Origin of the sequence: Candidatus Magnetaquicoccus inordinatus, from assembly GCF_004217665.1 — a bacterium.
In the GTDB taxonomy this organism is placed as follows: domain Bacteria; phylum Pseudomonadota; class Magnetococcia; order Magnetococcales; family Magnetaquicoccaceae; genus Magnetaquicoccus; species Magnetaquicoccus inordinatus.
In genome coordinates, this window is sequence record NZ_RXIU01000028.1 from 1 (window position 1) to 7,142 (window position 7,142).

Sequence of the window (7,142 nt, forward strand, 5' to 3'; positions counted from 1 at the left end):
AAATTGATATTCATCGGTTGAAAATTGGCACTATTGGCACCAGCAGTGATATGGTTTAACAAGGCGCCGTGCGCTGTGGTCAACGGCGGGAGACGGGTTATCTGACCACTCTCTACCTTTTCGGCCAAAAAGCGACCAGCAAGCAGTCCACAAGCAGCCGACTCCACATATCCTTCTACACCGGTAATTTGCCCCGCAAAAAAAAGATTTTCATCCGAACGCAATGAGAGGTGCGGAGTCAATAAACGGGGACTATCTATAAACATGTTGCGATGAATGGCGCCCAAACGTAAAAATTCCGCCTGCTCCAGTCCCGGTATCGTGCGAAAAATGGCTCTTTGTGCCGGCCAGGTCAATTTGGTCTGAAAACCGACCATGTTCCACAACGTGCCCAGATGATTATCCTGGCGCAACTGCACCACCGCATAGGGGGTTTTGCCACCCTGGTGCGGATTACGCAAACCAACTGGTTTCATCGGTCCAAAGCGTAGGGTCTCCAATCCTCTGCTGGCCATGACCTCAATCGGCAAACAGCCTTCAAAATAGTTGATTTTTTCAAAGGAGCGTAGAGGGGTTTGTTCCCCTTGGCACAAGGCGGCAACAAAGTTTTCATACTGCTCTTTGTCGAGCGGGCAGTTGATATAATCATCGCTGCCTTTGTCATAGCGAGACTGTTTCCAACATTGGCTAAAATCGATGGAATCGTAGGAGATAATCGGGGCCAGTGCATCATAAAAAGAGAGCTGGGCCCCCAATAATCCTTCCAACCATTGGCCGAGAGCTGGAGAGGTAAGAGGTCCAGAGGCAATCAGGGTGATGCCATCTGCCATTGGCTGGGAGAGTTCACGACGCTCAAAGCGGATCAACGGCTGTTGCAGCAACTGCTCGGTAATCCATGCGGAAAAGCCCTCCCGATCAACAGCCAAGGCTCCTCCAGCCGGTAAACGATGCCGATCTGCCGCAGCCATGATCAGACTGTCCAACAGGCGCATCTCTTGATGCAGGAGCCCTACGGCATTGCGCTGTGGATCATCCGAACGCAAAGAGTTGGAACAGACCAACTCGGCACAGTAACCTGTCTGATGGGCAGGAGTATTCTGCTCTGGGCGCATTTCATAGAGGTTAACCGGAATGTGACGTTGCACAAGCTGCCAAGCTGCCTCTGCTCCAGCCAGTCCCGCACCAATAATATGTATGGGTGGATAGGTGGCCATCTTTTCTTGACTACTCTGTCTCTCGCTTATCCAGTGACTGCCTGCAGCAACACACGACGCTGAATTGCAATCAGTTGACCGATGCCGGTTTCTGCCATCCCAGCCAGGTTGGTAAATTCGCTCCGGGAAAAGGGATAGCCCTCTGCTGTACCCTGTACCTCTACAAAACGTCCTGCACCGTTCATGACAAAGTTCATGTCGGCGCCACAGCGTGAATCTTCACTATAATCCAGATCCAGCAATGGCACCCCATCTACCAAACCGCAGCTTATGGCGGCCAAAAATTCATTGATGGGAAGGGATTTAATCCGTCCCTTCTCCTTCAACCAAGAGCAGGCATCCATCAAGGCGACAAAACCTCCGGTAATCGATGCGGTGCGCGTACCACCATCCGCTTGTAAGACATCACAATCGATCCAAATGGTTCGTTTGCCAAGCATCTCCAGATTGACTACGGAACGCAGTGAGCGACCGATCAAACGCTGTATCTCCAGTGTGCGTCCTCCCTGCTTGCCCTGCGCCGACTCTCTGGGTGTACGATCATGGGTGGCCCGTGGCAACATCCCATATTCAGCGGTTACCCAGCCGCGATTTTGATCGCGCATCCAACTTGGCACCCGCTCCTCCACCGAGGCGGTACACAAAACACGGGTTGAACCACACTCAATCAAACAGGATCCCTCAGCATGGGCATTGACATGGCGGGTCAGGGTGACTGCTCGCAATTGATCGGCGCGTCGTCCATTGACTCTGGACATGGTTTACATCTCCTACGGCAAGAACAAGGGGCAAATATTAGGTTATACAAACAGTACGGGGGATCTCGCGATCCCCCGACTCACTACAGAAGGCAACAAGGTCTAAAGCAGACTCAAACAATTCCCTTTTTGGCACCCAATTGAATGGCGTTACTGACCAATTGGTGTACCCCACCCACAGTCTCCATTGGAATGTGATACATGGGTAGAATTTTGGTAAATTGGGCTTTGCAGATAGCGCAAATCAAAGCCATAAAGTTGACTTTGTCCTTTTTCATCACCTGTTTTAATGCCGTCACCCTTGGCATGGCTCCGGCAATGCGCAGATCCATCAACTCATCGGTCAAGACACCGCCGCCACCACCGCAACAGAAGGTCTTTTCATGAGTTGTCTCTGGATCCATCTCCACATAATGGTTGCAAGCAGCACGAATCAAAGCGCGCGGAATTTCAAACTGTCCACCCGGCTTTTCCCCCATGCGACTGGCACGCGCCACATTGCAGGAGTCGTGCATGGTCACCACATATTGATCATTGGCCTCTTTGTCCATGGTCAAGGCGCCACGCTGCAACAGATCATAGGTAAATTCACAGATATGTTGCGGAACCGGATACCGCGGATCGAGAAAATCAAAGGGACCGTTCAAGGTATTCCAGAAGCTGTAGGCCACCCGCCAGGCATGGCCACACTCGCCGACCACAATCCTTTTGACCTTCAAAGCCCTGGCTTGATCGGCAATTCGCTTGGCAATTTTTTGCTTTTGCGCAAAACTACCGATAAACATGCCAAAATTGGCCGCTTCCGCACCGATAGAGCTGATGGTATAGCGGATTCCAGCTTGATGAAAGACCTTGGCATATCCCATCAAAGACTGAATATGCGGTTCACTGAAAAAGTCGGCAGAGGGGGCCACCAATAACACATCTGCACCCTCTTCATCGAGAGGCAGGCGCACTTCATGGCCGGTATTCTCTAAAATATCCCCCTCCAAAAACTCCAATGTGCCCTTGAGCGCCGGTTTGGGAATACCCAGATTGTTGCCAACATCATGCACCTTGCAGATGATCTCGGTGCTGTATTTATGACCCACTCCGATGGCATCCATGATTTCGCGGGCTGCCATGGTTATCTCGGCTGTATCGATGCCATAGGGGCAAAATACCGAGCAACGGCGACATTGCGAACATTGATGAAAATAGGTGACCCACTTGCTCAGTGCCTCTTCATCAAAATCTACCGCCCGTACCACACCCGGAAACAGCTTGCCCGCCGGGGTAAAATAGCGCCGATAGACACTGCGCATCAGCTCGGCACGTTGTACCGGCATATTGTTGGCATCTTTGGTGCCCAGATAATAGTGGCACTTGTCGGCACAAGCGCCACATTTGACGCAAATATCCAGATAGACCTGCAGGGAGCGATACTTTTTCAGCATCTCACCCAGCTTTTCGATCCCTTTTTCCTGCCAGTTGTCAACCCTTTTATCCGGGAAACCCAACGGTACCATATGTTTTTCAATGGCCGGATAGGGTTTAAGATGTTCCATGGTCCCGACCGCCAGGGAGGGCGTTTGAATATCTTCCTGAATTTCCGGAACGGAATAGTCAGCCACGAATCGACTCCTTAGTTGGATGCCCAGGGGTTGACATGTCTTTTTTCTCTGGGATTATCGACCTGATTACGGGTCGGACTAAAGAAAATGCCTCCCAAGTGCATCAATTTGCTGAACGGGAAGAGCACAATCAGTGCCGCCACCATGAGCAAGTGCGCAATAAAGATAAAATCGCCCACCATCAACGTAGGCAGGGTTGCTTCCGTTGAGCTCCACATGCCCATCATGGCCGCCTTGATATGGACAATGTCGGGGCGGATACAAAACTGCATCAACAAGCCGCTGCCGCCGATTCCCAACAGCAAAAGCAACCACAGATAATCAGCCGGTGAGGAGATATAACGCACCCGGTCGATCAGCACACGCCGCAACAACAACAAACCAAGACCGCCCACCATCACCAGACCGGCAACTATTCCGGCAATTTGAATATGGGCGAAGAAAGCAGGTAAGGGTTCAACAAAATAACGCAAATGCCGGAGCAACACCAAAACCAGAGCACCATGAAAGGCATAACTGCCTGCCCAGGCCCATTTGTCACCCTTGAACAGACTATTGAAAAAAGCGACTTCCGTAAAAAGTCGCCACACCACTCCAGAAGTGGTCACAGGCGCGGGCGTTGTGGGAATTTTCAGAGGTGCCGGGCAACTGGCGTATAACCAGATGCGGTGGGCAAAGCCGACCAAAAAAATCCCTACCACGAGGTAAGCAAGGACTGTAAGCATCCGGCCCCCCCATCAAAAAAGGTGATGGAACAATACAATCACCCATCATGCCGAAGATTATTCGGCATGATGGCGATTGCTGCAACAATACAATTCGGGATTATGCGGAAACGACTGACAACCGCCGAAGGCAAACGCGATTAGACGCAACCGGTCGGTTTGGGCAAACCAGCGATTTTACAAGCCTGCTTGGCTGGTCCACCAGGATAGAGGTCATACAGATATTTGGTGTTGCCCTTTTCTTTGCCCAGCTTTTTGCCGATGGCTTTGGTCAGAATGCGAATCATGGGGGCAATCTTGTACTCTTCATAATATTCACGCAGGAAATTCACCACTTCCCAATGCGATTCGGTCATATCCACTGATTCGGTTTCGGCGAGATGCTTGGCAACCGCTTCGCTCCAATCACTCAGATTGACCAAGTAGCCATCTTCGTCGGTTTCATAGGTGTGACCATTCAGTTCAAAACTCGGCATAACAGCTTCTCCTTCACGTGTCAGGATTGATTTGCAAAAAACTTCGACTTGCCAACAGGACAGCGGGAAAAGGTGGCCTACAAGACCGGACCCGGACTGCCAGATCTGCTTTTAAGTGCTTGATTTATGTCTTGCTGTCCGGCAAATCCACCCGGAGCAACTACGGGAACATTAGCATATCATAATTTTCCCATAAAGCAAGAGTCACCTCGCCAACTGCCGACAAAATTTTCCCGGGTTCAATGCCGCAAACCATCTTTATCGCTTATATCGCAAACTTGACAGATCTCTCAAGGAATTTCACAATGCGCACATGGGGCTGCCTCATTAATTTTCAGTAATTGACGAAAGGGGATGTTAAACAATGAAACCGAAACATCATTTTTTTGTGTGCATGAATCAACGGCCAGAAGGACATCCGCGCGGATCGTGCAGTGCCTTGGGGGCGCGCCCTCTCTTTGAAGCCTTCCAAAGCGAGGTAGAGCGTCGTGGTCTGTTTGGTACAGTCCAGGTGACCGGAACCTTTTGTATGGGTCCCTGTGATCAGGGGCCAACAGTGGTGGTCTATCCGGAAGGGGTATGGTATGGCCACGTCAAAGCAGAAGATGTGCCTGAGTTGCTGGAGAGCCACCTTGCCGAACAGGGTGCCGTGCAACGGTTGCAAATCGCATGAAAATTTTGTTGATCGGCAGTGGTGGCCGCGAGCACGCCTTGGCTTGGAAAATGGCCCAATCACCACTGGTAAGCAAACTGTATTGTACTCCAGGTAATGCTGGAATTGCCGCAGTTGCCGAAAGGCTCTCTTTTGCTGTGGAAGAGGAGGAGGCGATTCTGCATTGGTTGCAGGCGCATCCGGTCGATCTGGTGGTGATCGGACCAGAGGGTCCATTGGTCTCCGGATTGAGTGATCGTTTGCGTCAACTGGGTGTGGCCGTTTTTGCTCCTTCGCAAGCGGCGGCGGCTATCGAAGGCAGTAAGGTCTTTATGAAGGATCTTTGTGCCCGTCACGGAGTGGCCACTGCGGACTACCAGGTTTTTCAGGAGGTCTCTGCCGCTTTGGCCTATCTGCGTAAGCAGGGAGCGCCCATCGTGGTCAAAGCATCCGGCTTGGCCGCCGGTAAAGGGGCGATTGTTTGCCAAACCCTGCAGGAGGCCGAAGATGCCGTGCAGAGGATCATGGTGGCAAAAGAGTTTGGTGCCGCCGGAGATCATGTGGTTATCGAAGGTTTTCTGCGGGGCGAGGAGCTCTCCTTTTTGGCTCTGGTGGATGGAGAATATGTTCTCCCATTGGCTGGCAGTCAGGATCATAAGGCGGTCGGAGAAGGGGATACTGGTGCCAATACCGGTGGCATGGGAGCCTATTCCCCGGCACCCGTTTTAACACCTGCTCTAGAGGAGCGCATTCTCCAGGAGGTGATCTATCCGATCGTGCGCGGCATGGCTGCCGAGGGCTATCCTTACCGTGGTGTCTTGTATGCCGGCTTGATGATCGATGGCGATGCTATTCAAGTTCTGGAATTTAATGCCCGTTTTGGCGATCCCGAAACCCAGCCGTTGTTGCTGCGCATGCGTTCGGATCTGGTCCCCCTTTTGTTGGCCTGTGCCAATGGCTCCTTGCAGGGAATGCAGATTGCTTGGGATCCACGACCGGCGTTATGTGTGTGCATGGTGGCAGGCGGTTATCCAGGTAAATATGCAAAAGGCCAAGTGATAACAGGGTTGCCACAATCGCATCAACAGTCGGATCTGCAGGTGTTTCATGCCGGAACCGAACAACAAGCTGATCATATTGTCACTGCAGGTGGGCGTGTGTTGGGAGTGACCGCTCTCGGTGAGAGTGTAGCGGATGCACAAAAACGCGCTTATGCAGCCGTAGAGTCCATTCATTGGCAAGATCTCTATTATCGCCGGGATATCGGTTATCGAGCCATTGCACGGGAGCAACAATCATGAGTAACAAACCCTTGGTGGGAATTTTAATGGGCTCGGATTCAGATTGGCAGGTGATGCAGGCGGCTGCATTGATTTTGCGCCAATTTGCTATTCCGTTTGAAATGATGGTCTCCTCGGCGCACCGCACACCAGAGCGAACCCATCACTATGCTGCAACCGCTGTAGAACGTGGCTTGCAAGTGATTATTGCCGGTGCTGGTGCTGCTGCCCATCTGGCCGGAGTCGTGGCAGCTTCCACTCCCTTGCCAGTGATTGGTGTGCCTCTCTCAGCAACCGGCTTGCAAGGTTTGGATGCTCTGTTGGCTACCGTACAAATGCCAGGTGGTATTCCTGTAGCGACCATGGCTATTGGTGAGGCTGGAGCCCGCAATGCCGCACTCTTTGCTGTACGCATGCTGGCTGT

At 51.8% G+C, this 7,142-nt stretch carries 8 protein-coding genes; 3 read left to right on the top strand and 5 right to left on the bottom strand.

From position 1 onward, the window contains the following. From trmFO to EJP87_RS04015, 5 genes are all read right to left on the bottom strand, one after another. Positions 1 to 1,214, bottom strand: a 1,214-nt coding sequence (trmFO, locus tag EJP87_RS03995) for a methylenetetrahydrofolate--tRNA-(uracil(54)-C(5))-methyltransferase (FADH(2)-oxidizing) TrmFO (RefSeq protein ID WP_130470575.1), incomplete at its 3' end; no start/stop codon positions are given. A gap of 26 nt (positions 1,215 to 1,240) precedes the next feature. After that, positions 1,241 to 1,972, bottom strand: coding sequence for a ribonuclease PH (gene rph, locus EJP87_RS04000; RefSeq protein ID WP_130470576.1), 732 nt, complete (start codon positions 1,970 to 1,972; stop codon positions 1,241 to 1,243). Positions 1,973 to 2,085: 113 nt separating this feature from the next. Next, positions 2,086 to 3,585, bottom strand: a complete 1,500-nt coding sequence (gene dsrK, locus EJP87_RS04005) for a sulfate reduction electron transfer complex DsrMKJOP subunit DsrK (RefSeq protein ID WP_130470577.1) — start codon at positions 3,583 to 3,585, stop codon at positions 2,086 to 2,088. A gap of 11 nt (positions 3,586 to 3,596) precedes the next feature. Beyond that, a complete protein-coding gene (locus EJP87_RS04010) occupies positions 3,597 to 4,310 on the bottom strand; it encodes a respiratory nitrate reductase subunit gamma (RefSeq protein WP_130470578.1) in 714 nt (237 codons plus the stop codon). 140 nt (positions 4,311 to 4,450) lie between these two features. Next, on the bottom strand, positions 4,451 to 4,786 hold the full coding sequence (locus tag EJP87_RS04015; RefSeq protein WP_130470579.1) for a TusE/DsrC/DsvC family sulfur relay protein: 336 nt from the start codon (positions 4,784 to 4,786) through the stop codon (positions 4,451 to 4,453). A 364-nt stretch (positions 4,787 to 5,150) separates the two neighbouring features. On the opposite strand from EJP87_RS04015, the gene EJP87_RS04020 reads away from it, so the two are divergent. From EJP87_RS04020 to purE, 3 genes are all read left to right on the top strand, one after another. Continuing rightward, positions 5,151 to 5,459 carry a (2Fe-2S) ferredoxin domain-containing protein gene (locus EJP87_RS04020; protein WP_130470580.1) on the top strand — a complete coding sequence of 103 codons (309 nt, stop codon included), beginning with the start codon at positions 5,151 to 5,153 and terminating at the stop codon, positions 5,457 to 5,459. After that, positions 5,456 to 6,739, top strand: a complete 1,284-nt coding sequence (gene purD, locus EJP87_RS04025; protein WP_130470581.1) for a phosphoribosylamine--glycine ligase — start codon at positions 5,456 to 5,458, stop codon at positions 6,737 to 6,739. The genes EJP87_RS04020 and purD overlap by 4 nt, the downstream gene beginning before the upstream one ends. Beyond that, the coding region (gene purE, locus EJP87_RS04030; RefSeq protein ID WP_130470594.1) for a 5-(carboxyamino)imidazole ribonucleotide mutase at positions 6,736 to 7,142 on the top strand (407 nt) is incomplete at its 3' end. The genes purD and purE, both read left to right, overlap by 4 nt.